The sequence below is a fragment of the Lapillicoccus jejuensis genome, from assembly GCF_006715055.1.
Lineage (GTDB): Bacteria > Actinomycetota > Actinomycetes > Actinomycetales > Dermatophilaceae > Lapillicoccus > Lapillicoccus jejuensis.
The window spans coordinates 2,729,028-2,753,967 of record NZ_VFMN01000001.1 but is presented as its reverse complement, the minus strand read 5'-3'; the positions used below and the strand labels follow the sequence as shown (position 1 = coordinate 2,753,967).

Sequence of the window (24,940 nt, the reverse complement as noted above, 5' to 3'; positions counted from 1 at the left end):
ACGATGCCGACGAGCGGCTGGGGGTCACTCACGGACGGTCCCTCTCAGGTAGTGGGCGGCGTGGGTCGCCCGCTCGCGGGCGGCGGCGAGGCCGTCCGCGTCGGCGGTGGACACGTTGACGTGCCCGATCTTGCGGCCGGGCCGCACGCCCTTGCCGTAGAGGTGCACCTTGACCCCGGGGTCGCGGGCCATGACGTGGCGGTAGGCGGGGTACAGCTCCTCGTCGCCCGGCTGGTCGCCGCCGAGGACGTTGGCCATGACGGTCCACGCCGAGCGCGCCGACGGGTCGCCGAGCGGCAGGTCGAGCACCGCCCGCACGTGCTGCTCGAACTGGCCGGTCACCGCGCCGTCCATGCTCCAGTGCCCGCTGTTGTGCGGCCGCATCGCCAGCTCGTTGACGACGTACGACGCCCCGTCGCCCCCCTGCTCACCCGGCGCGCCCGGCACCTCGAACAGCTCGACGGCGAGGACGCCGGTGACCCCGAGCTCGCCCGCGATCCGCAGCCCGGTCTCGGTGGCCCGGGCGGCGAGGTCGCCGTCGAGGCCCGGCGCGGGCGCGAGGACCTCGGTGCAGATGCCGTCGACCTGCACGGTCTCGACGACCGGCCACGCCGCGGCCTGCCCGCTGGGGCTGCGCGCGACGAGGACGGCCAGCTCGCGGGTGAAGGCGACCTTCTCCTCGAGCAGCACACCGCCCTCGAGCGGGCCCGGGCGCCCGGCCTCCTGCAACCAGTCGGACAGCTCGTCGACCCGGTCCGGGCCGTCGACCACCCGCACGCCCTTGCCGTCGTACCCGCCGCGCGGGGTCTTGGCGACGACCGGCCAGCCGACCTCGTCACCGAACGCTCGGACCGCGTCCGCGTCGTGCGCCGCGGCCCACCGGGGGCAGGGCAGCCCGAGGGTGGTGAGCCGCTCGCGCATGGCGAGCTTGTCCTGGGCGAAGCGCAGCGCCTGCGGGCTCGGGTGCAGCGCGACGCCGTCCGCGACGAGCGCGTCGAGGACGTCCGGCGGCACGTGCTCGTGGTCGAAGGTGACGACGTCGCAGGTGCGCGCGAAGGCGCGCACCGCCTCGACGTCGCGGTGGTCGCCCACCGGCGCGGAGGGGATGACGAGCGCCGCGGCGGCGTCGGGCGCCTCGGCCAGCACGGACAGCTGGACGCCGAGCTCGACGGCGGGGCCCTGCATCATCCGGGCGAGCTGGCCGCCACCGATGACGCCGACGACGGGGAAACCACCGGGTGCGCGTTGAGGTCCAGCCACGGCCAGCCAGCCTATCGACCGGTGCGGCCCGCGCCCGCGCGCGGTGGTGTCGGAGGCACCCCCGCGGCGGCACGGACGGCGGCGAAGGTCCACACCTTGTTGAGCACGAAGGAGAGCGGGGTCACGACGACGATGACGACGAGCTGGGCCCAGTAGAGGCGGGTGCGCAGTCCGGTCGAGTCGTCGAGGACGTGGGTGGGGAGGTGGACCGGCGACTCGGGGTGCATGAGCAGCGTGAGGAGGACGAGCCCCACCAGCTGCCCGGCGAAGCCGATGAGCAGGAAGGGGCCGTACTCCCGGCGCCAGCCACGGTGGTGGGCGCTGCGGAAGGTCCACGACCGGTTGAGCTGGAAGTTCCAGAGGTTGGCCGCGAGGAACGCGAGCGTGGAGTACAGGTGGTACCACCGCACGCTGTACCGGGTGGGGGGCAGGGCCACGAGCGCATCGTCCACCGGCGGGCCGAGCCGTCGCAGGACGACGAGCACGAGCAGGTTGACGACGACGCCGGTCAGACCGACGAGCGCGAAACGGGTGAGGAGCACCCAGTTGCGGCGGTGCCGCACGAAGAGGTAGTCACGCAGCCGCCGCACCGGGACAGCGTAACGACGCCGTCCGGGCGAGGCGCTCAGCGCTGCTCGGCCTCGGAGAGGAAGAGCGCGAAGCGGGCGGGCTGGGTGGCGACGAGGTCGAGCCGGCCGCCGTTGGACTCGGCGAGGTCGCGGGCCAGCGCCAGACCGAGTCCGGTCGAGCTGCCCTTCCCGCTGCTGACCGACCGCTCGAAGATGTGCGGGGCGATCGCGGCCGGCACGCCGTCGCCCTGGTCGCTCACCTCGATGACGACCGACGGCCCGCTGCGCCGGGCCTGGACGTCGACGGTGCCGCGGCCGTGGACGAGCGAGTTCTCCAGCAGCGTGCTCAGCACCTGGCTGAGGGCCACCGGCGTCGCCTTGACGACGAGGCCGCGCTCGCCGTGGACGCGCACGCTGCGCCGCGCCTGCTCGAAGGCCGGCTGCCACTCGCGCTGGAGCGCGGCGATGACCGAGTCGAGCGAGACCTCGGGCCGCGGGGCGTCGTTCCCCCGCCGGGAGCGCATGAGCAGGTCGTCGACGACCTTGGTCAGCCGCTCGACCTGGTCGATGGCGATCGTCGCCTCCTCCTTGACCACGCCCGGGTCGTCGGTCTCGGAGATCTCCTCGAGCCGCATGAGCAGGGCCGTGAGCGGGGTGCGCAGCTGGTGCGAGGCGTCCGAGGCGAAGTCGCGCTCGGCGGCCAGCGACTTGCGCCCGTCGCGGGCGCTGCGCACGAGCACCGCGGACACGCGGTCGATCTCGGGCACGCCCGAGTCGACGGCATCGAGGTCGGTGCGGCCCTGGGCCAGCCGCTCCGCCGCCTCGGCGAGCCGCTCGAGCGGTCGGACGACGTCGGCGACCCACCGCTGGGTGACGACGGAGGCGGCGAGCAGCGCGAGCAGGACGAGGGCGAGCAGGGCGGCCGGTCCCCACACCCCGACCAGCCCGAGGTCGAGCCAGCCGGACACGAGCGAGCGGCCCGGGCCCTGGGCCCAGACCAGCGCGGCCGCGGTGGGCACGGCCACGACGAGCGCCGCGAGCCCCGCCCCCACGAGGACGGAGCGGACGAGCAGCGGGCGCACGTCAGCCCTCGGGGCGCTCGAACCGGAAGCCGACGCCGCGCACGGTGGAGATGTACTGCGGTTGCGCCGCGTCGTCACCGAGCTTGCGGCGCAGGACGCTGATGTGCATGTCGAGGGTCTTGGTCGAGCCGAACCAGGCGGTCTCCCAGATCTCGCGCATCAGCTGCTCGCGCGAGACGACCTTGCCCTGCTCGCGCACGAGCACCCGCAGCAGGTCGAACTCCTTGGCCGTCAGGTGCAGCTCCTCGTCCTTGAACCAGGCCCGGCGCCCCTCCGGGTCGATCCGCAGCAGGTCGCTGGCCGGCGCGCTCTCGGCGGGGTTGCGGCGCAGCAGCGCCCGCACCCGGGCGAGCAGCTCGGCGAGCCGGAACGGCTTGGTGACGTAGTCGTCGGCGCCGGCGTCGAGCCCGACGACGGTGTCGACCTCGTCGGCGCGGGCCGTGAGGATGAGGACGGGGACGGTGCGCCCGTCGGCGCGGATCCGGCGGCACACCTCGAGGCCGTCGACGAAGGGCAGGCCGAGGTCGAGGACGACGAGGTCGGGGTTCTCGCGGGCCCCCTCGAGGGCGGCGCGCCCGTCGGGACGGACGTCGACGTCGTACCCCTCGCGGCGCAGCGCCCGGGCCAGCGGCTCGGAGATCGCCGGGTCGTCCTCGGCGAGCAGCACGCGCGTCATGCCGCCGATGCTAGGGGACGGACGGGGGCGAAGGGGACGTCGCCCCGCCGGGGGCCCCGCCACCCGCCTCGGGTCCGAGGGTGCGCGTCTCGACGCTGGAGCGCAGCAGGACGTACGGCTTGACCTCCCCGACCCCCCGCAGCGCCCGCCGGCGCAGGGGACGCAGGGCGAACCCGGAGACGCTGTCGAGCTCCGCGGCCATCCGGCTGTCGACGACGACGGCCGACGGGTGCGCGATGGCGGTCAGCCGCGACGCCCGGTTGACCGTCGTGCCGAAGATGTCGCCGAGCCGGGACAGGACGGGGCCGGCGGCCATCCCCACCCGCACCTCGGGCAGCACCTCGTCGCCGGTCATCGCGTCGACGAGGTCGAGCGCGGTGGCCGCGGCCGGGGCCGCCTCGCGGTTGGAGAAGAGGATCTCGTCGCCGACGGTCTTGATGATCCGCCCGCCGTGCGCGGTGACGATGTCGGAGGTGAGGATCTCGAACCGCTTGACCAGCTCGGCGAGCTGCCGCTCGGACAGCCGGCGGACCACCGAGGTGAAGCTCACCAGGTCGGCGAAGCCGATGTGCCGCCACATCCCGTGCTCGTCGACGCTGGGCTCGGCGTCCTGGATCATGCGCGAGATGGCGTCGGTGAGGTGGCGGCGCCAGGCGTAGACGAGCAGCGGCTCGAGCTCGTCGACGAGGTCGACCAGCCGGACGGCGACGGCCTTGGCCGTCGCGACGTCGGGGACGGCGAGCGGGCCGGTGCCCAGGGCCGCGTCGGCGGGGTCGAGGTCCTCGTCGTCGCCGGCGATGGACTCGGCGACGAGCTGCACCTGCCAGGCGGCGAGCCGGTCGGCGGTGCGGGCGAAGGCGCGGGTGTGGGCGAGGACGGTCGTCTCGTCCATGTCGCCCTCGCGCACCATCCGGGCGACGCTGCGCAGCGCGTAGACGTCGGCCTCGGTGAAGACGGGGTCGTCGTTGGTGACGACGGGGAAGCCCAGCGCGTGCCACAGCTTGCGCGCGCTGAGCAGCGAGACCTCGGCGCCGGCGGAGACGTCGCGGCGACCGAGGCTGCGGGGGCGCCCGAGCAGCGCGGCGGCGATGTCGTCCGGGTCCGGGTCGGGCGCGAGGGCGTCGGAGGGCCGCGGCCGGCGGCCGGAGCGGCTGCCCGGGGGCTCGTCGGTCACGGCCCCACCGGCTCGCGGCGGGCGTGGACGACGTCGCCGGCCGCCCACGCGCCCCGCTCCCCCGCCGCCGTCTCCAGGACGAGCCGGCCGTCGTCGTCGAGGTCGACGGCGGTGCCGACGACGTCGGGGGCGCCGGTCCGCTGCAGGCGCACCTCCCGCCCGAGGGTGTCGCACGCGCCGCGGTACGACGCCCGCGCCGCGGCGGCCGCGTCGCCGCCCGCCACGAGCGCGTCGACGGCCACCGCGAGGTGGCGCAGGACCGCGCCGGCGAGCGCCGTCGGGTCGACCGACCCGGCGCCCGCGAGGGCGAGCGACGTGGCGGTGGGCACCGGCAGCGCGTCGCTCCCCTGGGTGAGGTTGACGCCGATCCCCACGACGACGACCGGCGCGCGGCCCGGGGCGCTCCCGAGCTCGCAGAGCACCCCGCACACCTTGCGGTCCTCGTCGGCCGGCAGCAGGACGTCGTTGGGCCACTTGAGCACGGCCCGCACCCCGGCGACCTCGCGGACCGCGCGGGCCACGGCGAGGCCGGCGAGCAGCGGGAGCCAGCCGGTCCCCGTCGCCGGGACCGGCACGGTGGCCGACAGCAGGAGCGAGGCGCCGACCGGCGACTCCCAGCCGCGGTCGAGCCGGCCGCGGCCGGCGCTCTGGTGGTCGGCGAGGACGACGAGCCCGGGCCGGGCCAGCTCGAGGGCGCGTCGGTTCGTCGACGGCAGGCTCGCGTGGTGCTCCACGTCGACCCACCGCACGGACCCCCCGGCGGTCGTCGGGGGGTGCGTGACGAAGGACGCACGCAGGGCGTCGACGTCGACCAGGTCAGCCACGAGACCCAAGGCTAGAGTCACGGCCATGACGCAGGTCGACACGCTCTCCGACGACGCGCCCGACCAGGCCCCCGAGGCCCCCGAGGCCCCCGACCTGGCCACGACCGCCGGCAAGCTCGCGGACCTCAAGCGGCGGGTCGCCGAGGTCGCCCACGCGGGCTCCGAGCGCGCCGTCGAGAAGCAGCACGCGCGGGGCAAGAGGACCGCGCGGGAGCGGATCGAGATGCTCCTCGACGAGGGCACCTTCATCGAGATGGACAAGTACGCGCGGCACCGCTCGTACGCCTTCGGCCAGGAGCGCAACCGCCCGTACGGCGACGGCGTCGTCACCGGCTACGGCACGGTCGACGGCCGCCAGGTGGCCGTGTTCGCGCAGGACTTCACCGTCTTCGGCGGGTCGCTCGGCGAGGTCTTCGGCGAGAAGATCTGCAAGGTCATGGACTTCGCCATGAAGATCGGCTGCCCCGTCATCGGGCTCAACGACTCGGGCGGCGCGCGGATCCAGGAGGGCGTCGTCGCGCTCGGTCTGTACGCCGAGATCTTCCGGCGCAACGTGCACGCCTCCGGCGTCGTCCCGCAGATCTCGATCGTCATGGGTCCGTGCGCCGGTGGGGCGGTCTACTCGCCGGCCATCACCGACTTCACCGTCATGGTCGACCAGACGTCGCACATGTTCATCACCGGACCCGACGTCATCAAGACGGTCACCGGCGAGGTCGTGACGATGGAGGAGCTCGGCGGCGCGCTGACCCACAACACGAAGTCCGGGGTCGCGCACTACATGGGCAGCGACGAGCAGGACGCGATCGACTACGTCAAGGCGCTGCTGTCCTACCTGCCGTCGAACAACCTCGAGGAGCCGCCGTCGTACGGCGAGCAGGACGGCGACCTCGCGGTGACCGACGACGACCTGTTCCTCGACACCGTCATCCCCGACTCGCCGAACCAGCCCTACGACATGCACGAGGTCGTGCGGCACGTCGTCGACGACGGCGACTTCCTCGAGGTGCAGGCGCTGTTCGCGCCGAACATCATCACCGGCTTCGCCCGCGTCGACGGTCTGCCCGTCGGCGTCGTGGCCAACCAGCCGATGCAGTTCGCCGGCTGCCTGGACATCGACGCGTCGGAGAAGGCGGCCCGCTTCGTGCGCACCTGCGACGCGTTCAACGTGCCGGTGCTGACCTTCGTCGACGTGCCCGGCTTCCTGCCGGGCACCGACCAGGAGTGGGACGGCATCATCCGCCGCGGCGCCAAGCTGCTCTACGCGTACGCCGAGGCGACGGTGCCGCTCGTCACCGTCATCACCCGCAAGGCGTACGGCGGCGCGTACGACGTCATGGGCTCCAAGCACCTCGGGGCCGACATCAACCTCGCGTGGCCGACCGCGCAGATCGCGGTCATGGGCGCGCAGGGCGCGGTGAACATCCTCTACCGCAAGGAGATCGCCGCCGCCGAGGCCGAGGGCCGCGACGTCGAGCAGGTCCGCGCGGACTTCATCGCCGCCTACGAGGAGCAGCTCGCCAACCCGTACGTCGCCGCCGAGCGCGGCTACGTCGACACCGTCATCACCCCGTCGAACACGCGGATGAACGTCACCCGGGCGCTGCGGGCGCTGCGCACCAAGCGCGAGTCGCTGCCGCCGAAGAAGCACGGGAACATCCCGCTGTGAGCGAGCAGCCGGTGCTGCGCGTCGAGCGCGGGGAGCCGACCGACGAGGAGCTGGCGGCGGTCGTCGCCGTCCTGCTCGCCGGGCTGTCCGGCGACGGCGAGGAGCGGCGCCCCGGGCCGCGGCCCCGGTGGGGCGCACCCGGGCGCGGCCTCGGGTCGTCGTACGGGCCCCGCCGTGGCGGGTGGCGCGCCTCCGGCCTGCCGCGCTGACCCGACCCACCCGTGGTTGGGTGGGGCCATGAGCGGAGTCGACGCCGAGTTCCTCGCCCTGCCCCTGTCCGCCCTGGCCGACGCCGCCCTCACCCGGGCGCGGGAGCTGGGGGCGTCGTACGCCGCGCTGCGCGTCGTGTCGCTGCACGGGCACCACCTCTCGCTGCAGGACCTCGAGGTCGAGTCGTCGGCGACGTCGGTCGACGTCGGGCTGGCCGTCCGCGTCGTCCACGACGGGTGCTGGGGGTTCGCGGCCGGTCTGGCGCTGACCACCGACGAGGCGCCACGGCTGGCCGAGCGGGCCGTCGCGGTCGCCGTCGCGAGCCGGCCGGTGTCGACCGAGCGGGTCGAGCTGGCCGACGAGCCGGTCTACGCGGGGGTGACCTGGAGCTCGCCGTACGAGCTCGACCCGTTCGCGGTGGCCGACGGCGAGAAGGTGGCGACGCTGGTCGACCTGTCGGAGCGGCTCGCCGCCGGCGACGGGGTGAGCGCCACGCACGCGTCGGTGCAGAGCGCGCGCGAGAGCGTCTTCTACGCCGACTCGTTCGGGACGTCGACGACCCAGACCCGGGTGCGGATCCACCCGGTGCTCAGCGCGGTGGCGGTCGACCGGGCCCAGGGCGGGTTCGAGTCGATGCGGACGCTGGCGCCTCCGGCGGCAGCGGGCTGGGAGTACGTCCTCGCGCCGTCGACGGGGTTGGAGGACGAGGTCGCGCAGCTGCCGGAGCTGCTGCGCGAGAAGGTCAAGGCGCCGTCGGTGCGGCCGGGGGTCTACGACCTGGTGGTCGACGGGTCGAACCTGTGGCTGACGATCCACGAGTCGGTCGGGCACGCGACCGAGCTGGACCGGGTGCTCGGGTACGAGGCGGCGTACGCCGGGACGTCGTTCGCGACGACGGACAAGCTGGGGACGTTCGCCTACGGGTCGCCGGCGATGCATGTGACCGGCGACCGCGACACCGACTGGGGGCTGGCGTCGGTCGGCTGGGACGACGAGGGGGTCGCCGCGCAGCACTGGGACATCGTGCGCGACGGCGTGCTGGTCGGGTACCAGACCGACCGGGCGATGGCGGCGCTGCGCGGGCTCGGGCGCAGCAACGGGGCGTCGTACGCCGACAGCGCGCGGCACGTGCCGCTGCAGCGGATGGTCAACGTGTCGCTGCAGCCGGACCCGGACGGCGGCGGGCTGGACGCGCTGCTCTCCCGGGTCGAGGACGGGATCTACGTCGTCGGCGACAACTCGTGGTCGATCGACATGCAGCGCTACAACTTCCAGTTCACCGGGCAGCGGTTCTACCGGATCGAGGGCGGGCGGCTGGCCGGGCAGGTGCGCGACGTGGCGTACCAGGCGACGACGACCGACTTCTGGCGCTCGATGGAGGCGGTGGGCGGGCCGGCGACGTTCTACCGCGGGGGCGCGCTCAACTGCGGCAAGGCGCAGCCGGGGCAGGTCTCGGCGGCGAGCCACGGGACGCCGGCCGGGCTGTTCCGTGGCGTGCGGATCCTCAACACGGTGGCGGAGGCGGGGCACTGATGGGCGCGGTCACGGGTGGGCTGTCGAGCCCGCAGGAGGTCGTCGAGCGGGCGCTGGCGGCGGCGACGTCGCTGGGGACGGTGGTCCTCGTCACCGACCGGTCCGAGGCGAACCTGCGCTGGGGCGACAGCTCGCTGACGACGAACGGGGAGATGTCGTCGCGGACGGTGACCGTCGTGGCGACCGCGGGCGTGTCCGGCGGGACGGCGTCCGGGGTCGTCGGGCGGACCGTCGTCGACGCCGCCGACGTCGTCGCGCTCGTGGCCGAGGCGGAGGCGGCGGCGCGGGCCTCCGGGCCGGCGCCCGACGAGGCGCCGCTGGTGACGCCGGCGCAGGCGGGGACCGGCTCGGACTTCGCGCTCGAGCCGGAGGCGACGAGCATCGGGGCGTTCGCGGGGCTGGCGGCCGACCTCGGCGAGGTGTTCGCGCGGAGCGCGGCGCCCGGGTCGGACGAGGTCGCGCGGCGGCACTTCGGGTTCGCCGAGCAGATCGTCGACACGACGTACCTCGGGTCCTCGACCGGGCTGCGGCTGCGGCACGTGCAGCCGACGGGGCGGCTGGAGATGAACGCGAAGAACGAGGACTGGAGCGCGTCGAGCTACCTGGGGTTCAGCCTGCGCGACCCGTCGGAGGCGGACGCGCTCGGCGCGGACGCGCAGCTGGCCCAGCGGCTCGGGTGGGCTCGACGCACGGTCGAGGTGCCGGCGGGGCGCTACGAGACGGTGCTCCCGGGCACGTGCCTGGCCGACCTGCTCGTCTACCTCCAGTGGAGCATGGGCGCCCGGGCGGCGGACGAGGGTCGCTCGGCCTTCGCGCGGACCGGCGGTGGCACGCGGGTGGGCGAGCAGGTGGCGCAGCTGCCCCTCGACCTCTACTCCGACCCGACGTACGACGGCCTGCAGTCCGCGCCGTTCCTCATCGCCCCGGCGTCGGGGGCGACGGAGTCGGTGTTCGACAACGGCCTCGCGGTCGGGCGCACCGACTGGCTGCGGGGCGGCGCGGTGGCGACGCTGACGGGGAGCCGGGCGTACGCGGCGCGGTCGGCGGCGGCCGGCGGCGACGGGACGGGGGCCGCCGCGGCGGGGACGCCGTGCGCTCCCCCGGGCGACAACCTCGTGCTGGAGCTGCCGGGGGCGACCGGGTCGCTCGAGGACCTCGTGGCGTCGACGTCGCGCGGGCTGCTCGTGGGGACCTTCTGGTACATCCGGATGGTCGACCCGCAGACGCTGCTGATGACCGGGCTGACCCGCGACGGGGTGTACCTCGTCGAGGGCGGCGAGGTGGTCGGGGCGGTGACGAACTTCCGGTGGAACGAGTCGCCGCTCGACGTCCTCGGCCGGATCACCGAGGTGGGCGCGACGCAACGCTGCTACCCGCGCGAGTGGGGCGACTACTTCACCCGGGCGGCCGTGCCGCCGGTGCGGGTCGAGGGGTTCAACATGAGCAGCGTGAGCCAGGCGCAGTGACGGGCGGCGCGGGGGCCGGGGCCTCCGGCTGGGTGCCCGACGACGCGCAGGTGGAGGCGCTGCACCGGCGGTACGCACCGAGCGAGCAGGTCCTCGAGCTGGTGCTGACGCACGGACGGGTCGTCGCGGACATCGCGGCGCAATGCGCGGAGCGTCTCGACGAGCAGGAGGGTCCGGTCGACCTGTCCCTGCTGCGGGCGACGTGCCTGCTGCACGACCTCGGGACGTACGCGCTGTACTCGCCCGACGGGCGGCTGGGGAACCACCCGGCCTACCCGCTGCACGCGCTGATCGGGGCGACGCTGCTGCGCGAGGAGGGCGTCGACGAGCGGGTGGCGGCGGCGGTGCGCACGCACGTGCTCATGGGGTTGTCGGCCGACGACATCCGCGCGTCGGGGATGCTGCTTCCGGTGCGTGACTACGCGCCGCAGGGGGTGGTCGCCGAGCTGCTCTGCTACGCGGACCGGTTCCACTCCAAGCGGCCGTGCTTCAACGACCCGGAGCGGTTCGCCGCGGGGCTGGAGGCGAGCCTGCCGCGGCAGGCGGCGCTGTTCCGCGTCGCGCAGCAGCGGTTCGGGCCGCCGGACGTCGAGGGGCTCGCGAGGCGGTACGGGCACCCGGTCGTCTGACCCGTCCCGCCCACCCGTCGCTGCGCTCAGTTCCCGCTGAGCGGTGGCGGGTACCAGCGCGGTCGGACCGGGAAGGTGGGCGGCCACTGCGCGCGCACCTCCGCGCTCGGGCGTCCCTGCATCGGCCAGCCCCCGTCGGGGTGCAGCCCCAGGGGCGGGGGGTTGTCGCCGACCAGGAGCACGGCGGCCGCCGTCGGGGTGCGGAAGGTGAAGCTCCAGATCGGCCGCCGGCGCAGGGACCGGTGCGGGTGCCGGACCACCCACCAGTGGTGCGGGTAGCTCATCGGGTAGGCGACGAGGTGCGCCGGCATCCGACGTCCCGCCGCGTCCCGGACGCCCTCCCGCTCGGCCCGCTCGCGCCACCGCTCGACGAGCGCGGCGGCCCGCGGGTCGGCGTCGAACGACGGCGACCCGACCCTCCCCCTCCCCGTGCCCTGCGGCGGCCCCGGGGTCGCGCCGTCCCGCCACGGCGCCCCCGCGCCACGGGCCCCGCCGTCGCCGATGTCCTCGCCGTCTCCGATGTGGTCGCTGTCGGTCGGGACGAGCGGGTCGTCGGCGACCTCGCCGCGCGCCCCGACGTCGTCGGGGCGGCCATGGTCCCCCGAGGCGCCGTCACGCCGAGGGTCCTCGAGGTCGGTGCCGGCAGCGGGGCCGGGGATGAGCACGACGGTGAGACCGAGGTCGGCCGCCACCCGGCCGACGACGGCGAGCGCCGCCGACACCTCGCCGCTCTCGACCCGCCCGACCCAGCTCTTGCTCACCCCCAGCTGCGCGGCCAGCTCGCGCTGGCTCACCCGCATCCGCCACCGCACCTCGCGCACCGCACGCCCGAGCTCCTCCACGAAGGTGCCGGCCGCTGCGCTCATGCCCCCATCGTCGACCGCGCCCCCCACGCCCCACCGACGTTGTCCCCACACGTGATCGAACCCGCGGAAGCACCCGGGGGTTGTGGACCGAGCCCGCCGCCCAGCTCCGAAACCGGGGCCGACGCGCGGCCGACGCCCCCCCGCCCGACCACCACCCCACCCCCTCACGCGCGCGCACTATGCCGTGCCCCACCCCGTGGGGCACGGCATAGCCGCCGCCGAAGGGCCGCTTGCGCGGTGGATGAGCCTTGCCCCTGAGGGCGGGGCACGGCATAGCGCTCGCGGAACACGGGGTCGAGACCACGCCGCAGGGGGCAGGAAACCACCGACCCGAACCGTCGTTCCACGAACAATCATCGTGGGAATCCACGACGGCGGAGGCCGGAGGCCTGCGCTACGGTCGGCCGGTGAGTGACACCAGCGCAGGGGAGCGCCCGCAGACCGAGGTCGATCGCATCGCGAACGACTACTTCGACGCCATGGTCGCCATCAGTCCGATCTCCGCCACCACCTTCGGGATCCCAGGGCACGACGGGGAGCTCGACGACCTCTCGCCCGCGGGTCACGCCGCGCACTCGCACCTGCGGCAGGCCACCCTCGGCCGGCTCGACGCGGCCCGCCCGGTCGACGACACCGACCGCGTCACCGTCGCCGCCATGCGCGAGCGCCTCGGGCTCGCGGAGGAGGTGTACGCCGCCGGGTACGACGCCATGTCCCTCAACGTCATCGCCTCACCGCTGCAGGGCGTGCGCGACATCCTCGACCTGATGCCCCAGGAGGGCGACGCGGCCTGGGCCACCATCGCCGCCCGGGTCGGCGCGATCCCCACCGCTCTGGCGCAGTACCGCGAGTCCCTCACCGAGGCCAAGGGCCGCCGGCTCGTCGCGCCGCAGCGGCAGGTCGCGGCCTGCCTCGCCCAGATCGACGAGCTGACCTCCGCCCACGGATACTTCGCCGCCCTCACCGGGATGGCGGAGCGCGGCGGTGCGAGCGCCGGGACCGCCGCCCGCGTCACCGACTCCGCTCGGGCCGCCTCCGACGCGTACGGCGACCTCGGTCGCTTCCTGCGCGACGACCTCCTGCCCGTCGCGCCGGCCGCCGACGCCTGCGGCATCGAGCGGTACCGGCTCATGTCCCGCTACTTCGTCGGTGCCGAGGTCGACCTGGAGGAGACCTACCGCTGGGGCCAGGAGGAGTGCGACCGCCTCGACGCGCAGATGCGCGAGGTCGCCGAGCGCATCCGCCCCGGCGCCTCCGTCAAGGAGGCCATCTCGCTGCTCAACGACGACCCGGCCTACCGCCTCGACGGCAAGGACGCCCTGCGCGCGTGGATGCAGGAGCGCGCCGACGAGGCCGTCGCCGCGCTCGCCGACACCCACTTCGACATCCCCGGCCCGGTCCGGACCATCGAGGGGATGATCGCGCCCACCGAGACCGGCGGCATCTACTACACCGGCCCCAGCGACGACTTCAGCCGCCCCGGTCGCATGTGGTGGTCGGTCCCCAAGGGCGAGACCTCCTTCGGCACCTGGAAGGAGCTGACCACCGTCTACCACGAGGGCGTCCCGGGCCATCACCTCCAGGTCGCCCAGACGGTCTACCGCTCCGGCCTGCTGAACAAGTGGCGCCGCCTCGAGGCGTGGACCTCCGGCCACGGCGAGGGCTGGGCCCTCTACGCCGAGCGGCTGATGGCCGAGCTCGGCTTCCTCGAGGACCCCGGTCACCGGATGGGGTGGCTCGACGGGCAGTCCCTGCGCGCCGCCCGCGTCGTCATCGACATCGGCGTCCACTGCGGCTTCGAGGCCCCCGCGTCCGTCGGCGGCGGCGACTGGACCTACGACAAGGCCTGGCAGTTCCTCACCGCGCACGCCAACCAGGGCGAGGCGTGGCTGCGCTTCGAGCTCGACCGCTACCTCGGCTGGCCCGGCCAGGCGCCGTCGTACAAGATCGGCGAGCGGCTCTGGCTCCAGCTGCGCGACGAGGTACGGCGCCGCGAGGGCGACGCCTTCGACCCCAAGGCCTTCCACCGCCGGGCCCTCGACGTCGGCGGCGTCGGCCTGGACACCCTGCGCGACGCCGTCCTGGGCCAGGAGAAGGAGGCCGTGCGGTGACCGCCGTCGAGGCCCCCGCCCTCGCCCGGGCGTCGAGCAAGGTCGCTCGGCGGTTGGTGTGGTTCCTCGCGCTGCTCTACTTCGTCAACTACCTCGACCGGACGAACATCTCCTTCGCCGGCCCGAACGGCATGAACGACGACCTGGGCCTCAGCCAGGCGGCGTTCGGCCTCGCCTCCGGGGTGTTCTTCATCGGCTACCTGCTGCTCGAGGTCCCCAGCAACCTGGCTCTGCACCGGTTCGGCGCCCGTCGCTGGATCGCCCGGATCATGGTCAGCTGGGGCGTCGTCGCCACCGCCATGACGTTCGTGCCGAACGCGGGCTGGCTCTACGGCCTGCGCTTCCTCCTCGGGATCGCCGAGGCCGGTTTCTTCCCGGGAATCATCCTCTACCTCACCTACTGGTTCCCGCAGAAGGAGCGCGCACGCATCACCGCGCTCTTCATGGCGGCCGTGCCGCTGTCGACGGCGATCGGCTCCCCGCTGTCCTCGTGGGTCATCTCGACCGGCCACGGCATCGGCGGCCTCGCCGGCTGGCGGGTGATGTTCCTCGTCGAGGGCATCCCGGCCGTCCTGCTCGGCATCGCCTGCTGGTTCTACCTCACCGACCGTCCCGCCGACGCCCGCTGGCTCGACACCGACGAGCGGGCCGCCCTGCAGGGGACGATGGACGCCGACGAGGGTGCCAAGGCCGGCCGCTACCACGCCTCGGTGCGCGGCACGCTCGGCAGCCCGCGCGTGTGGACGCTCGCCCTGGTCTACTTCGGCGGCGTCTACGGCCTCTACGCCCTCGGCTTCTTCCTCCCGACGATCATCAAGGGCTTCGAGAAGCAGTACGGCACGTCGTACTCGCTGCTCGAGCGCGGCTTCATCAACGCCATCCCGTACGTCCTCGGCGCCGTCGCCATGCTCCTGTGGGCGCGGCACGGCGACCGCACCGGCGAGCGCGTCTGGCACGTCGCGGGTCCGCTCGCGGTCGGCGGCCTGGCCATCCCGGTCACGCTCTACCTCGGCAGCCCCGTGGCCGCGATGGTCGCCGTCTCGATCTGCGCCATCGGGATCATGTGCTTCCTGCCGACCTTCTGGGCCCTGCCCACGACGTTCCTCTCCGGCGCCGCCGCGGCGAGCGGCATCGCGCTGGTCAACGCGGTGGGCAACACGTCCGGCTTCGTGGCGCCGTACGTCACCGGCTGGCTGGCCGACCTCACCGGCAACCAGCGGGCCGGGCTGTGGCTCGTCGGGGCGGCGATGCTCCTCGGCGCCGTCCTCACCCTCGTCCTGCGCGCGGCACCCCGGCCCGACGTCGACTGACAGAATGCGGGCGTGGAGCCCGCCCTCACCCTCATCTTCCTGGCGGCGACCGTCGTGGTCGTCGCCGCCGGCGCCCGGCGCCTCAACCTCTCCGCCCCGCTCGTGCTCACCGCCGTCGGGATCCTCGCCTCCTTCGTCCCGTGGGTCCCGGAGCTGCAGGTGGGTCCGCAGGTCATCCTCTTCGGCATCCTGCCGCCCCTGCTGTACGCCGCCTCGATCCGCTCCTCGCTCGTGGACCTCGGCGCCAACCGCAACGTCATCGGCCTGCTCTCCGTGGGCCTCGTCGTGTTCACCGCCTTCGGCGTCGCCCTCGTGACGTGGAAGCTGCTCGACATCCCGTTCGCCGCGGCGCTGGCCCTCGGCGGCGTCGTCGCGCCACCCGACGCGGTGGCCGCCACGGCGGTGGCCCGTCGCATCGGCCTGCCCCGCCGCATCGTCACCATCCTCGAGGGCGAGTCGCTGTTCAACGACGCCACCGCCCTCGTCATCGTCCGGGCCGCCATCCTCGGGATCGCCGGCAGCGTCAGCCTCGCCGAGGTCGGCGGCGACTTCCTGCTCGCCGCCGCGGGCGGCATCCTCATCGGCCTCGTCGTCGCGTGGGTGCTGGGGCACGTGCGCCAGCGGATCACCGACGTGACCACCGACGTCGCGCTGTCGTTCATGGCGCCCTGGCTGGCGTACCTGCCCGCCGAGTCCATCCACGCCTCGGGAGTCCTCGCCGTCGTCGTCGCCGGGATCCTGCTCGGGCACAAGGCCCCCGTCGTCCAGACCGCGCAGTCGCGCACCGCCGAGCGCCTGAACTGGACGACGATCCAGTTCCTGCTCGAGAACGCCGTCTTCCTCGTCATCGGCCTGTACGCGCACGTCATCGTCGCCGCCGTCGTGAGCTCCGAGCTGGGTCTCGGGCGTTCGGTCCTCATCGCCCTGCTCGTCCTGCTCACGGTCATGCTCCTCCGCCCCGTGTGGATCCTCCTGCTCGGTGCCTCGCTGCGCCTGGCCCCCGGCCGGCACGTCGAGTCCGCGTCCATCAAGGCCGGTCTCGTGCTGTCCTGGGCGGGGATGCGCGGGGTGGTCACCCTGGCCGCCGCCCTGCTGCTCCCCACGACGACGCCGCACCGCGAGGTCCTGCTCTTCATCGCGCTCGTCGTCACCGTCGGCACGCTCCTGCTGCAGGGCCTGACCCTCCCCTGGCTCGTGCGCCGACTCGGGGTCCACGGGCCCGACCCGCGCGAGGACGCCCTGCAGACCGCGACCGTCCTCGGGCGCGCCGTGGCCAAGGGCAACGCGGTCCTGGAGGAGCACCTGCACGACGACACCCCGCAGGCGATCGTCGACCAGCTGCGGTTCCAGGGCGAGCGTCGTACCCACCTGGCCTGGGAGCGGCTCGGCACCACGCGGATCGACGAACCGAGCCCCAACGAGGTCTACCGCAGGCTGCGCCGCAAGATGCTCAAGGCCGAGCGTCAGGAGGTGCTGCGGCTGCGCGACACCGGCACCGTCGACCGCGAGGTCCTCGACGAGGTGATGACCAGCCTCGACCTCGAGGAGTCGATGCTCACCATCGTCGACGACCGCGAGACGGAGCTCCAGGACCGGATCATCACCACGCCCGAACCGCAGCGCGGCGACTGCGAGCACCTGCGCGAGGCGTGCAGCTCGACCGAGCCCGACGACCCCGACCGGTGTCGCGACTGCATCGAGGAGGGGCTGACCTGGGTCAACCTGCGGATGTGCCTCGAGTGCGGCAAGGTCGCCTGCTGCGACTCGTCCGTGGGGCGCCACAGCGAGCGGCACTGGCAGCACACCCAGCACCCGGTGATGCGCAGCATCGAGCCGGGCGAGCAGTGGCGCTGGTGCTACGTCGACGAGCTGCTCGGCTAGGGTCGCGCCGTGCCCCACCCCACGTCCTCCACCACCCCCGTCGCCCTCGTCCTCGCCTCCCAGTCGCCCGCTCGCCTGGCCACCCTGCGCGCGGCGGGGATCGAGCCGCAGGTGGTCGTCAGCGACGTCGACGAGGAGGCGGCCGTCGCGCAGGCGAGGGCGGCGTACGGCGAGCTGGAGCCCGCGGACGTGGCGCTGCTGCTGGCCCGCGCCAAGTGCGAGGCGGTGGCCTCCCAGGTCGAGACCTCCACCCTCGTCCTCGGCTGCGACTCCGTCCTGGAGCTCGACGGGGAGGTGCACGGCAAGCCGGCCGACGCCGCCGAGGCGCGCGAGCGCTGGCGGCGGATGCGCGGCCGCTCCGGGGTGCTGCACACCGGCCACTGGTTGCGGGACGAGCGCGACGAGGACGAGGGCGGCACCGGCGCCACGCTCGGCGCCACCGCCAGCACCACTGTCCACTTCGCCGAGGTCACCGACGACGAGATCGAGGCGTACGTCGCCACCGGAGAGCCGCTGCGGGTCGCCGGGGCGTTCACCGTCGACGGCCTCGGGGGCGCCTTCGTCACCGGGATCGAGGGCGACCACCACAACGTCGTCGGCCTGTCCCTGCCGCTCCTGCGCGAGCTCGTCGCCGAGGTCGGCGTGGGCTGGTTCGTCCTCGGACGCGGCTGACAGCCGCCCCGGAGGGGGTTGTCCGAGGCCTCCTGCGCCGGCGCTATGCCGTGCCCCGCAGGGCGGGGCACGGCATAGCGAGCGCGGACGGGTCCCGCGCAGGCCCCGAAGGCCCGCGGCGGCCCGAGCGGACCTGCCGAGGGCTCGGCCGACGGGGCACCCGTCAGGGGTAGTAGACGTTCCCGTCGAGGTGGCTGACGACGATGTAGTTGCTCACGTACCACGCCTGCTGCGCGACGCCGAGGACGGCGACGAGGCAGAGCAGCAGCACGCGCCAGCGCCGCCACCAGCGCACCTGGAGGAACCAGGCGATGAGCAGGGTGAAGGGGAACGCGAGGATCGCGTAGCGCAGCCGCGAGGGCCCGCTGTTGGTGACGAGCAGCTGGTAGGCGGGGTAGGCGCCGGCCCAGGCCCAGATCTCCGGGCCCCAGCGCCAGGTGCGGTGGGTGATCATGAACCACGCGAAGACGACGACGGCGACGATGCCGAAGATCGGCCCCACCCACCCGTAGGCGGCCACGAGGTAGGTCCACCACGAGTAGAGCTTGATGTCGCTGCCGACCTTCCAGGCCGCCAGCGTCTGGGTGTACGCGCTGGGGATCCCGGTCACGACCCCGATGACCGCGGGCCACAGGGCGGTCAGCGCGCCCGCCCACCCGGTGAGCAGCAGCAGCCCCACCTTGCTGCGCCGCGGCAGCTCCTCCTCGGTGCGCCATCGCACGATGAGGTGGGTGAGGATCACCGGCGCCATGGACGCGACGATGTTGCGGCTCAGCGCCAGGACGACGAGCCCGACGGCGACCCACCAGTAGCGCCGGGCCCGCAGCAGCATGAGCAGCGAGACGACGACGACGATGGCCAGCGACTCCGTGTACGTCGCCTGCAGGATCGGCGCGGAGATGAAGGTGCACACGCCGACGACGGCGACGACCGCCTCCCAGCGCCCCACCGCCTGGTCCACCAGCCGGAAGAGCAGCACCATCCCGACGGCGCCGAGGACGAGGTTGACGATGCCGCCCGCCACCGCGAACGGCAGCCCGGTCACCGCCATCAGCCCCTTCACGAGGAGGGGGTAGACCGGGTAGAACGCCCACGCGCTCATGTCGACGGTGCCGTCGCTCGCGCGGGGCAGCACCATCGGGTAGCCGTGGGTGGCGATCTCCCGGTACCACTGCCCGTCCCAGTTGGACATCACCGTCCAGTAGCCCGGCGCCGTCCCCGTCGGGAACATGATCCGCAGGATCCCGTTGCTCCACGGCAGCGCGATCTCGTTGCGCTGGGCCACCACGGCGATGACCGCCGTCGTCGCCCGCGTGACGAACCACACCGCCAGCGGGAACCACAGCCCGAAGCGGCGCCACCAGGGCCGGCCCTCCTCGAGGGCCGCCACGGTCGGCGCCTCCACCGGCACCGGCCCCGGCGTGACGCGCCGGATCGCCCGCACCCCCGCCTGGACGGGAGCGGGCAGCTTCTCCTGCACCCGGCGGGCGGTGGGCGTGACGGTGACGATGGTGCGGCTCCTCGGGCGGTGGGCGTGCCCTCAGGGTACGGCGTCAGACGGGCGTGACCGGTCGTCGCCGCTCGGAGAACGCCCGGTCGCGCCCGGCGGCGTACCGCAGCCGCTTGAGCAGCTCGCCCCGCAGCTCCTCCGCCTCGACGACCTGGTCCACGACGAGGTCGGCGGCGAGCCGCTCGAGGTCGACGTCCTCCTCGTACTCCCGGCGCCGCTCCGCCACGTACGCCTCCCGCGCCGCGACCCCCTCGGCGGCCTCGACCTCGGCGATCTTGTTCGCGTAGACCGCGTTGACCGCCGCCTCCGGCCCCATCACCGCGATCCGCGCCGTCGGCAGCGCGATCGTCGCGTCGGGCATGAAGCCCGGCCCGCCCATCGCGTACAGCCCGGCCCCGTACGCCTTGCGCACGACGACGCACACCTGCGGCACCGTCGCCGACGCGACCGCGCTGACCATCTTGGCGCCGTGCCGGATGATCCCCTGCCGCTCGACCTCGCTGCCGATCATGAAGCCCGGCACGTCGCACAGGTAGACGAGCGGGATGTTGAACGCGTCGCACAGCCAGATGAAGCGGGTCGCCTTGTCGGCGCTGTCGATGAACAGCACCCCGCCCTTGACGAGGCTGTTGTTGGCGACGATCCCCACGGTCTCCCCCGCCAGCCGCCCGAACCCGACCACGAGCTCCGGCGCGAAGAGCGGCTTGACCTCGAAGAACGACCCGTCGTCGACGAGCCCGTCGATGACCTCGTGCACGTCGAAGCCGACCGACTCACGCTCCGGCACGACGTCGCGGGTCAGCGGGACGGACGGCTCCTCGGCGTCGTACGACGGCGGTGCCTCCCGCCACGACGAGGGCAGGTAGGAGAAGTACAGCCGGGCCAGCTCGATCGCCTCGACGTCGTCGGCCGCGAGCAGGTCACCGCACCCCGAGGTGGTGCAGTGCATCCGCGCGCCACCCATCTCCTCGAGGCTGACCGTCTCCCCGACGACCATCTCGGCCATCCGCGGGCTGCCGAGGTACATCGAGGCGTTGCCCTCGACCATGATGACGATGTCCGTGAAGCTCGGGATGTACGCCCCGCCCGCCGCGCTCGGCCCGAACAGGCAGCAGACCTGGGGCACCCGACCCGACAGCGCGACCTGGTTGTGGAAGATGTGCCCGGCCCCCCGCCGACCCGGGAACATCTCGACCTGGTCGGTGATCCGCGCCCCCGCGGAGTCGACGAGCCAGAAGACCGGCAGCTCCTCGCGCAGCGCGACCTCGGTCATCCGCACGATCTTCTCGACCGTCCGCGCCCCCCACGACCCGGCCTTGACCGTCGGGTCGTTGGCGATGACGACGACCGGCCGGCCGTCGACCGTCCCCCGCCCGGTGACGACGCCGTCGGCCGGCAGCCCGACCGCCCGGCTGTTCGCGTACCGCCCGTCCTCGACGAAGGACCCCTCGTCGAGGAGCAGGTCCACCCGGTCGCGGACGGGGATCTTGCCCTGGGCGTCGAGCTTGGCGCGAGCCTTGTCGCTCGGCTTGACCGTGGCCTCGTACGCCGTCGCCAGCCGCTCGCGGACCTGCGCGACCCGTGGGTCGCTCACGCCGTCAGCCCGAGGCCGCGACCGATGAGCATCCGCTGCACCTCCGAGGTGCCCTCACCGATCTCGAGGATCTTCGCGTCCCGGTAGAACCGCGCCACCGGGTACTCCTCCATGAAGCCGTTGCCGCCGAAGACCTGCGTCGCCACCCGGGTCGCCGACACCGCGGCCTCGGTCGACTGGAGCTTGGCGATCGCCGCGGCCTGCTTGACCTCCTTGACCGAGCGCCGTCCGGCGTGCAGCTCGTCCTTGAGCCAGGCCGCCTTGTAGGTCAGCAGCCGCGCCGACTCGACGGCGACCGCGAGGTCGGCCAGCGGGAACGAGACGCCCTGGTTGGCCCCGATCGGGCGGCCGAACGCCGTCCGGCTCTTCGCGTAGTCCGTCGCCAGCTCGAGGCACGCCCGCGCGCAGCCGAGCGCGAGCGCGCTGATCGCGATGCGGCCGTCGTCGAGGGTCTTGAGGAACTGCCGCACCCCCTGCCCCTCCTCGCCGAGGAGGCTGTCCGCCGGGAGGCGGCAGCCCTCGAAGGTCAGTCCGTGGGTGTCGCTGAGGTGCCAGCCGAGCTTGCGGTACGACGGCTCGACGGTGAAGCCCGGCGTCCCCGCCGGGACCATGAGCGCCGAGACCTGCGGCGACCCGTCGGCGTTCTCTCCGGTCCGCGCGGTGACGGTGACGACCGAGGTGATGTCGGTGCCGCTGTTGGTGATGAACGCCTTGGCCCCGTCGAGGACCCAGCCGTCGTCGTCGCGCTTCGCGCGGGTCCGCGGCGCCGCGGTGTCCGAGCCGGCGCCCGGCTCGGTCAGGCCGAAGCCGGCGAGCGCCCGCCCGGCGACGAGGTCGGGCAGCCAGCGCTGCTTCTGCTCCTCGGAGCCGTAGGTGAGGATCGGGTTGATCCCCAGGCCGACCCCGGCCGACAGCGTGATGCCGACCGACTGGTCGACCCGGCCGAGCTCCTCGATGGCCACGCACAGGGCGGTGAAGTCGCCCCCGCCGCCCTCGCCGGAGCCGCCGTACTCCTCCGGGACGACGAGGCCGAAGAGCCCCAGCTCGCCCATCCTCGGCACGAGGTGGGTGGGGAAGCGCGCCTCCCGGTCCCACTCGGCGACGTACGGCGCCACCTCCTGCTCGGCGAAGTCGCGTACGACGGCGCGGAAGTCCTCGTGGTCCTTGGAGAGCTCGAACATGCGGCCATCATGGACTGCTCTTGACGTTGACGTCAACGTCAACCACGATGCCGTCATGAGCACGAGCACGCCCGAGCGCACCTCCGAGCGAGCTCCGGCCCGCACCGACGAGCGGACCTGGACCATCGCCGAGGTCGCCGAGGAGTTCGGCGTCACCCACCGCACGGTGCGCCACTACGAGTCGCTCGGCCTGCTCTCCCCCGAGCGGCGCGGGACCCAGCGCGTCTACCACCGGCGCGACCGCACCCGGCTCTCGCTCATCCTGCGCGGCAAGCGGCTCGGCTTCCCGCTCGAGGAGATCCGCACGATCATCGACCTGTACGACGCCCCCCGGGGCCGCCGCTCGCAGCTGGAGTACGTGCTGGGGCAGATCGACGACCGCCGCGCCGACCTCGAGCAACGCCGCGCCGACCTCGACGAGGCGCTCGCCGAGCTGGACCGCTTCGGGACCCGCTGCCGCGAGGACCTCGGCCGGCTGGGAGGTTCCTGACAACCTCGTCGGATCGGGCCCCGGTGGCACGGAGCACCCGCGCGCAGGTGTGACCCTTCTCCGGTGACCTCGAGCGAACGCCCCCTGCCCCGGCGCGCCGTCGTCGGCGGCCTCGTCGGCGGAGTCGTCGGCGCGGGCGCCCTGCTCGCGGGCTGCGACAGCGGCCCGACGACCGTGCCGATCAAGCAGTCCTCCGCGGCGGGGACCCCGCCCCCCACCGGCACCTCCGCGGCCCCGGGCACCGTGTCGACGACGTCGACGACGTCGACGACCGCGAGCGCCCCCGCGACCCCCGCGGTCCTGTCGACCCCGGGGCCCGACATCGCCAGCGGGTCCGCGAGCACCCCGGCCGTGGCCCTCACCTTCCACGGGGCGGGCGACGTCGCCCTCGCCCACCGGGTCCTCACCCTGCTCCAGCAGCGCGGCGCCAAGGTCACCGTCTTCGCCGTCGGCACGTGGCTGTCCGCGACCCCGTCCGTCGGTCGCGAGATCGTCGCCGAGGGCCACGCGCTGGGCAACCACACGTGGAGCCACCCGACCCTCACCCACCTCGGCCTCGCCGCGGCCACCGACGAGGTGAGACGCGGCGCGGACGCGGTCGCCACGTCGGTCGGGCACGCGGGGCTGCTGTTCCGTCCCTCGGGCACCCCGACGAGCACGCCGACGATCCGGGCCGCGGCCGCGTCGGCCGGGTACGCGCGCAGCATCTCCTACGACCTGGACTCGCTCGACTACACCGACCCCGGCGCCGACGCCGTCGTGCGCACCGTCACCGCCGGCCTGCACCCCGGCGCCATCGTCAGCCTGCACCTCGGCCACCCCGGCACGCTCACCGCGCTGCCGCGCGTCCTCGACGCGCTGCAGGCCACCGGTCTGTCCGCCGTCACCGTCCCGACCCTCCTGGAGGCCCCCGCGTGACCCGTCCCACCCGTGCGACCCGTCGCCGCACCGCCGTGCTCGCCTGCGCCACCGCCGTGGCCCTCGGCCTCCTCGGCGCGTGCTCGTCCGGTGGCGCGCCGACGACCGCCGCACCCTCGCGCGGCACCGGGACGACGCGCCCGTCCGGCGTGACGAGCACCGCGACGAGCACCGCGAGCGCGACGGCCGCGGACGCCGCCGTGACGGGTAGGGACGTCTACGCCGCCGACGGCGTCGGGATGCTCACCGGCGCCGCGCGCAGCGCGAAGCCGCTCGTCTACGTCCCGGACCAGGTCGCGGGGCTCGTCCAGGTCATCGACCCGTCGACCTACCGGGTCGTCGCGACGTACCACGTGGCCTCGTCCCCCGAGCACGTCGTCCCCTCGCACGACCTCACGACGCTGTGGGTCAACAGCGACGCCGGCGACACCCTCACCCCGATCGACCCGCGGACCGGGACGCCCGGCACGCCGGTGCACGTCTTCGACCCCTACAACCTCTACTTCTCCCCCGACGGCCGCTACGCCCTCGTCATGAGCGAGCGGGCCCGCGCCATCGAGGTCCGCGACGCCCACACGATGGCCGCCGTCCGCGACGTGCCCGTCGGCTGCGCCGGCCTCAACCACGCCGACGTCACCGCCGACCGGCGCACCATGCTGGCCAGCTGCGAGTTCAGCGGCGAGCTGGTCGAGATCGACCCGGGGCTCACCCACGTCGTGAAGACGATCGACCTCGACGCGATCGCCACCCCGGGTGCGACGGACCCGGCCATGGCCCGCTCGATGGGCGGCCCGGCGGGTGGCCTGGTCCGCGGTGCCTCGTCGATGCCGCAGGACGTCCGGCTCACCCCGGACGGGCGCTGGTTCCTCGCCGCCGACATGCTCCGCAACGGCGTCTGGGTCATCGACGCGAGGACCTTCACCGTGGCGAGGTTCATCCCGACCGGCAAGGGCGCACACGGGATCTACTTCTCGCGCGACGCGAGCAGGGTCTACGTCTCCAACCGTGACGAGGGCACGATCAGCGTCCTCGACGCCGCCACCCTCGTCGCGGTGACGACGTGGGTCATCCCCGGCGGCGGCTCCCCCGACATGGGCGGCGTCAGCGCCGACGGGAAGGAGCTGTGGCTGTCGGGCCGGTACAGCTCGGTGGTCTACGTCTTCGACACGACCACCGGCCGGGTGACCCACGAGATCCCCGTCGCGAGCGGCCCGCACGGGCTGCTCGTGTGGCCGCAGCCGGGCCGGATCTCGCTGGGGCACACCGGCACCATGCGCTGAGCCCGTACGGCGCCGCGCGGCGCCGTACGGGCTCG

General features: G+C 74.0%; 22 protein-coding genes. 12 read left to right on the top strand and 10 right to left on the bottom strand.

Features of this window, described 5'->3' with window-relative positions; translation table 11 throughout:
• Window positions 1–24: 24 nt before the first annotated feature.
• From FB458_RS12885 to FB458_RS12860, 6 genes are read right to left on the bottom strand one after another with little or no spacing between them, the layout of a single operon-like run.
• On the bottom strand, window positions 25–1,260 hold the full coding sequence (locus tag FB458_RS12885) for a 5-(carboxyamino)imidazole ribonucleotide synthase (protein WP_141848846.1): 1,236 nt from the start codon (window positions 1,258–1,260) through the stop codon (window positions 25–27).
• Window positions 1,261–1,271: 11 nt separating this feature from the next.
• Window positions 1,272–1,850, bottom strand: a complete 579-nt coding sequence (locus tag FB458_RS12880; RefSeq protein WP_141848845.1) for a GtrA family protein — start codon at window positions 1,848–1,850, stop codon at window positions 1,272–1,274.
• A 35-nt stretch (window positions 1,851–1,885) separates the two neighbouring features.
• Complete coding sequence (locus FB458_RS12875) at window positions 1,886–2,911, bottom strand: sensor histidine kinase (protein WP_141848844.1); 1,026 nt, start codon at window positions 2,909–2,911, stop codon at window positions 1,886–1,888.
• A gap of 1 nt (window position 2,912) precedes the next feature.
• Window positions 2,913–3,587, bottom strand: a complete 675-nt coding sequence (locus tag FB458_RS12870) for a response regulator transcription factor (RefSeq protein WP_141848843.1) — start codon at window positions 3,585–3,587, stop codon at window positions 2,913–2,915.
• A 10-nt stretch (window positions 3,588–3,597) separates the two neighbouring features.
• The gene (locus tag FB458_RS12865) at window positions 3,598–4,761 is read right to left on the bottom strand and encodes an adenylate/guanylate cyclase domain-containing protein (protein ID WP_141848842.1); all 1,164 of its coding nucleotides are present in this window, start codon (window positions 4,759–4,761) and stop codon (window positions 3,598–3,600) included.
• Window positions 4,758–5,585 (bottom strand): biotin--[acetyl-CoA-carboxylase] ligase, encoded by an 828-nt coding sequence (locus FB458_RS12860; RefSeq protein ID WP_246061201.1) that lies wholly within the window; start codon window positions 5,583–5,585, stop codon window positions 4,758–4,760. The genes FB458_RS12865 and FB458_RS12860 overlap by 4 nt, the downstream gene beginning before the upstream one ends.
• Window positions 5,586–5,610: 25 nt before the next feature.
• On the opposite strand from FB458_RS12860, the gene FB458_RS12855 reads away from it, so the two are divergent.
• Genes FB458_RS12855 through FB458_RS12835 form a run of 5 tightly spaced genes read left to right on the top strand, consistent with a single transcriptional unit; the run spans window position 5,611 to window position 11,092 of the window.
• Window positions 5,611–7,254, top strand: a complete 1,644-nt coding sequence (locus FB458_RS12855; RefSeq protein ID WP_141848840.1) for an acyl-CoA carboxylase subunit beta — start codon at window positions 5,611–5,613, stop codon at window positions 7,252–7,254.
• Window positions 7,251–7,463, top strand: a complete 213-nt coding sequence (locus FB458_RS12850; RefSeq protein WP_141848839.1) for an acyl-CoA carboxylase epsilon subunit — start codon at window positions 7,251–7,253, stop codon at window positions 7,461–7,463. Before FB458_RS12855 ends, FB458_RS12850 begins: the two co-directional genes overlap by 4 nt.
• A 28-nt stretch (window positions 7,464–7,491) precedes the next feature.
• Entirely contained in the window at window positions 7,492–8,997 is a 1,506-nt protein-coding gene (locus FB458_RS12845) for a TldD/PmbA family protein (RefSeq protein ID WP_141848838.1), read from the top strand.
• Window positions 8,997–10,463 carry a metallopeptidase TldD-related protein gene (locus tag FB458_RS12840; RefSeq protein ID WP_141848837.1) on the top strand — a complete coding sequence of 489 codons (1,467 nt, stop codon included), beginning with the start codon at window positions 8,997–8,999 and terminating at the stop codon, window positions 10,461–10,463. Before FB458_RS12845 ends, FB458_RS12840 begins: the two co-directional genes overlap by 1 nt.
• Window positions 10,460–11,092, top strand: coding sequence for an HD domain-containing protein (locus FB458_RS12835; protein ID WP_170185672.1), 633 nt, complete (start codon window positions 10,460–10,462; stop codon window positions 11,090–11,092). The genes FB458_RS12840 and FB458_RS12835 overlap by 4 nt, the downstream gene beginning before the upstream one ends.
• Window positions 11,093–11,118: 26 nt before the next feature.
• Here the strand turns inward: FB458_RS12835 and FB458_RS12830 are convergent, their stop codons facing one another.
• On the bottom strand, window positions 11,119–11,958 hold the full coding sequence (locus FB458_RS12830; RefSeq protein WP_141848835.1) for a helix-turn-helix domain-containing protein: 840 nt from the start codon (window positions 11,956–11,958) through the stop codon (window positions 11,119–11,121).
• 407 nt (window positions 11,959–12,365) lie between these two features.
• On the opposite strand from FB458_RS12830, the gene FB458_RS12825 reads away from it, so the two are divergent.
• From FB458_RS12825 to FB458_RS12810, 4 genes are read left to right on the top strand one after another with little or no spacing between them, the layout of a single operon-like run.
• Complete coding sequence (locus tag FB458_RS12825) at window positions 12,366–14,069, top strand: DUF885 domain-containing protein (RefSeq protein WP_246061200.1); 1,704 nt, start codon at window positions 12,366–12,368, stop codon at window positions 14,067–14,069.
• Window positions 14,066–15,379 (top strand): MFS transporter, encoded by a 1,314-nt coding sequence (locus FB458_RS12820; RefSeq protein ID WP_141848834.1) that lies wholly within the window; start codon window positions 14,066–14,068, stop codon window positions 15,377–15,379. The genes FB458_RS12825 and FB458_RS12820 overlap by 4 nt, the downstream gene beginning before the upstream one ends.
• A gap of 12 nt (window positions 15,380–15,391) precedes the next feature.
• Complete coding sequence (locus tag FB458_RS12815; protein ID WP_141848833.1) at window positions 15,392–17,260, top strand: Na+/H+ antiporter; 1,869 nt, start codon at window positions 15,392–15,394, stop codon at window positions 17,258–17,260.
• Window positions 17,261–17,269: 9 nt separating this feature from the next.
• Window positions 17,270–17,932 (top strand): Maf family protein, encoded by a 663-nt coding sequence (locus tag FB458_RS12810; protein WP_141848832.1) that lies wholly within the window; start codon window positions 17,270–17,272, stop codon window positions 17,930–17,932.
• Between the two features lie 163 nt (window positions 17,933–18,095).
• Here FB458_RS12810 and FB458_RS12805 read toward each other — a convergent pair whose 3' ends face one another.
• From FB458_RS12805 to FB458_RS12795, 3 genes are all read right to left on the bottom strand, one after another.
• On the bottom strand, window positions 18,096–19,412 hold the full coding sequence (locus FB458_RS12805) for a hypothetical protein (protein ID WP_141848831.1): 1,317 nt from the start codon (window positions 19,410–19,412) through the stop codon (window positions 18,096–18,098).
• A gap of 73 nt (window positions 19,413–19,485) precedes the next feature.
• The gene (locus FB458_RS12800) at window positions 19,486–21,036 is read right to left on the bottom strand and encodes an acyl-CoA carboxylase subunit beta (RefSeq protein WP_141848830.1); all 1,551 of its coding nucleotides are present in this window, start codon (window positions 21,034–21,036) and stop codon (window positions 19,486–19,488) included.
• Entirely contained in the window at window positions 21,033–22,217 is a 1,185-nt protein-coding gene (locus FB458_RS12795) for an acyl-CoA dehydrogenase family protein (protein ID WP_141848829.1), read from the bottom strand. Before FB458_RS12795 ends, FB458_RS12800 begins: the two co-directional genes overlap by 4 nt.
• Window positions 22,218–22,272: 55 nt before the next feature.
• Between FB458_RS12795 and FB458_RS12790 the strand changes: the two genes are divergently transcribed.
• The 3 genes from FB458_RS12790 to FB458_RS12780 all read left to right on the top strand — a co-directional run bounded on the left by FB458_RS12790 (window position 22,273) and on the right by FB458_RS12780 (window position 24,905).
• Window positions 22,273–22,707 carry a MerR family transcriptional regulator gene (locus FB458_RS12790; RefSeq protein ID WP_141848828.1) on the top strand — a complete coding sequence of 145 codons (435 nt, stop codon included), beginning with the start codon at window positions 22,273–22,275 and terminating at the stop codon, window positions 22,705–22,707.
• 63 nt (window positions 22,708–22,770) lie between these two features.
• Window positions 22,771–23,625: a polysaccharide deacetylase family protein gene (locus FB458_RS12785; RefSeq protein WP_246061199.1), complete on the top strand. Its 855-nt coding sequence runs from the start codon at window positions 22,771–22,773 to the stop codon at window positions 23,623–23,625.
• Window positions 23,622–24,905 (top strand): YncE family protein, encoded by a 1,284-nt coding sequence (locus tag FB458_RS12780; RefSeq protein WP_211356031.1) that lies wholly within the window; start codon window positions 23,622–23,624, stop codon window positions 24,903–24,905. The genes FB458_RS12785 and FB458_RS12780 overlap by 4 nt, the downstream gene beginning before the upstream one ends.
• The last annotated feature ends 35 nt before the right edge of the window (window positions 24,906–24,940 follow it).

What these genes read in the sequence shown, in the direction of transcription:
- FB458_RS12870 (WP_141848843.1), bottom strand. Translation starts at nt 3,587, where the DNA reads ATGACGCGCGTGCTGCTCGCCGAGGACGACCCGGCGATCTCCGAGCCG.
- FB458_RS12855 (WP_141848840.1), top strand. Translation starts at nt 5,611, where the DNA reads ATGACGCAGGTCGACACGCTCTCCGACGACGCGCCCGACCAGGCCCCC.
- FB458_RS12845 (WP_141848838.1), top strand. Translation starts at nt 7,492, where the DNA reads ATGAGCGGAGTCGACGCCGAGTTCCTCGCCCTGCCCCTGTCCGCCCTG.
- FB458_RS12840 (WP_141848837.1), top strand. Translation starts at nt 8,997, where the DNA reads ATGGGCGCGGTCACGGGTGGGCTGTCGAGCCCGCAGGAGGTCGTCGAG.
- FB458_RS12830 (WP_141848835.1), bottom strand. Translation starts at nt 11,958, where the DNA reads ATGAGCGCAGCGGCCGGCACCTTCGTGGAGGAGCTCGGGCGTGCGGTG.
- FB458_RS12795 (WP_141848829.1), bottom strand. Translation starts at nt 22,217, where the DNA reads ATGTTCGAGCTCTCCAAGGACCACGAGGACTTCCGCGCCGTCGTACGC.
- FB458_RS12790 (WP_141848828.1), top strand. Translation starts at nt 22,273, where the DNA reads ATGAGCACGAGCACGCCCGAGCGCACCTCCGAGCGAGCTCCGGCCCGC.